The following is a 1,791-nucleotide window of genomic DNA, read 5'->3' as shown; positions in this document are numbered from 1 at the left end:
AGTGCTGCGGCACATCGACGACGACTACCCGCTGTACGGCGTGCAGGCGTCCAACCTGTCGACATCCAAGCGGCCGCCGGAAACGCTCGAGGACATGGCCGCCGAATACATCGAGCACATGCGGACCGTGCAGCCGACGGGCCCGTACCACCTCCTCGGGTGGTCGCTGGGCGGCGTCGTCGCGCACGCCATCGCGGGCGCACTGCAGAACCAGGGTGAGGAGCTCGGCATGCTCGTCATGCTCGACTCCTTCCCGTCGGACGCGTGGGCGTCGATGCCGACGGAGCAGGACGCGCTCGCCGCTCTGCTCTACATGGTCGGCTACGACCCCGACCCGCTTCTCCGGGACGGTCTCGACCGGCAGCAGGTGATCGACATCCTGCGCGGCGAGGGCAGCGCGCTCGCCGGGATCAACGAGCACACACCGGCCGCGATGATCGACAACTTCGCGAACGCCGTGCGCCTCGAATCCGAACCCTCACAGATCGTCGTGGACTCCGACATGCTCTTCTTCACCGCGGCCAGGAATCCTGCGACCGCGGCGACGTACGACCTGTGGCGGCCCTACCTGACCGGCACCATCGTCAACCACGACCTCGACTGCGAGCACAAGGACATGACTCAGCCGCGTTGGATCGGCGAAGTCGGCTCCGCCGTGAACGAGGCCCTCGCCTCGTTCGGCTCGCCAACGAACCCCATCAACAAGGAACAGGGAGATCGATGAAAACGTCCGGAAGATACTGGCGTAGAGCCGGAATCGTGATGATGGCGGCAACCGCGCTGTTCGCGGGTGCCTGCAGTGAGTCGACGTCCGACTCGACCGACGCGGCGGGATCCGCCACCGGACAGGCCGACGCGTCGGCCTTCCCCGTGTCGATTCCGTCGGCGCTCGGCACCGCCGAGATCCCGGAGGTACCGGAACGCGTCGTCACGATCGGCTGGGGCAGCGAGGACGCGGCACTGTCGCTCGGCGTCGTGCCCGTCGCCGTGCAGAACATGAAGTCGGACACCGGAACCGACGACGGCCTGCTGCCGTGGTCGCGCGCGAAGCTCGAGGAACTCGACCCGAACGCGGAACCCGCGTTGCTGACGGCGTCGAGCAAGGAGATGCCGTACGAGCAGATCGCGGCTCTCGACCCCGATGTGATCCTGGCCGTGCACTCGGGTGTGAACCAGGAGCAGTTCGACAAGCTGTCGGCGATCGCCCCCACCGTGGCGTACCCGGAGCGTCGCTGGGCGACCAGCTGGGAAGACCAGATCACCACGGTCGGCAAGGCCCTCGGCCGGTCGGCACAGGCCGAGGCGCTGGTGACGCAGACGCAGGACACACTGGCGCAGGCGAAGTCGCAGCACCCCGAGTTCGCCGGCAAGACGGTGGCCTTCGGCAGCGGCACCGAGCCGGGGTCGTACAACTTCTACTTCGACACCGATCCTCGCCTGAAGATGCTGGCAAGCCTCGGTTTCACGGTCGACCCGCTCGCCCAGAAGTTGCGGGAGAGCAGTGACCAGACCAAGTTCGCCGCCCCGGTCAGCCTGGAACTGCTGCCCACGTACAACCCGGATGTGCTGCTCGCCTGGTACCTCTCGCCCGAACTGCAGAACGAGGTGCAGTCGAACCCGCTGTTCGCCGGGGTGAAGGCCGTGCGCGACAAGGCCTACGTGGGTCTGACCGATCCGCCGCTGGTGTTCGCGTCGAGCTCGCCGAACGTACTCAGCGTCCCGTGGCTGCTCGACAAGCTGCTCCCGCAGCTGTCGCAGGCCGCGAACAACGCTCAGGCCGGCTAGTTCCCG

The 1,791-nt window shown here is 67.3% G+C and carries 2 protein-coding genes; both read left to right on the top strand.

The features are described 5' to 3' along the window. On the top strand, positions 1 to 724 hold a 724-nt coding region (locus ACFTZB_RS45405), incomplete at its 5' end, for an alpha/beta fold hydrolase (RefSeq protein ID WP_378442529.1). Further along, positions 721 to 1,785 carry an iron-siderophore ABC transporter substrate-binding protein gene (locus tag ACFTZB_RS45400; RefSeq protein ID WP_378442527.1) on the top strand — a complete coding sequence of 355 codons (1,065 nt, stop codon included), beginning with the start codon at positions 721 to 723 and terminating at the stop codon, positions 1,783 to 1,785. The genes ACFTZB_RS45405 and ACFTZB_RS45400, both read left to right, overlap by 4 nt. Positions 1,786 to 1,791: the final 6 nt, after the last annotated feature.

It is taken from the genome of Rhodococcus sp. NPDC057014 (assembly GCF_042673295.1).
GTDB lineage: Bacteria > Actinomycetota > Actinomycetes > Mycobacteriales > Mycobacteriaceae > Rhodococcus_F.
This window is presented reverse-complemented; position numbering and strand designations above follow the sequence as displayed.

What these genes read in the sequence shown, in the direction of transcription:
- ACFTZB_RS45400 (WP_378442527.1), top strand. Translation starts at nt 721, where the DNA reads ATGAAAACGTCCGGAAGATACTGGCGTAGAGCCGGAATCGTGATGATG.